This is a genomic window from Paraburkholderia sp. SIMBA_054 (assembly GCF_046534875.1).
GTDB lineage: Bacteria > Pseudomonadota > Gammaproteobacteria > Burkholderiales > Burkholderiaceae > Paraburkholderia > Paraburkholderia hospita.
This window is the reverse complement of record NZ_JAWRXV010001336.1, coordinates 1-249: the sequence shown is the minus strand read 5'-3', so window position 1 is coordinate 249 and position 249 is coordinate 1. Positions and strand designations below refer to the sequence as shown.

Annotated in this window: 1 pseudogene; it reads left to right on the top strand. The window is 68.7% G+C overall.

Annotation, left to right across the window (positions count from 1 at the left end):
- Nucleotides 1-53: 53 nt before the first annotated feature.
- A pseudogene (locus SB822_RS59430) lies at nucleotides 54-249 on the top strand (acetyl-CoA C-acyltransferase); the annotation flags it as partial.

Here is a 249-nt window from a genome sequence, read left to right as displayed (position 1 = left end):
CCCTCCCCTCGCCTGCGCCGCCAACGCGGTCATCCCGAATCCGGAGTAATGAAATGACCAAGCAGATCCAGGAAGCCTACATCGTCGCCGCCACCCGCACGCCGGTCGGCAAGGCGCCGAAGGGCATGTTCCGCAACACCCGCCCCGACGACATGCTCGCGCACGTGCTGCGCTCGGTGGTCGCCCAGGCCCCGGGCATCGATGTCTCGCGCATCGACGACGCCATCATCGGCTGCGCCATGCCCGAGG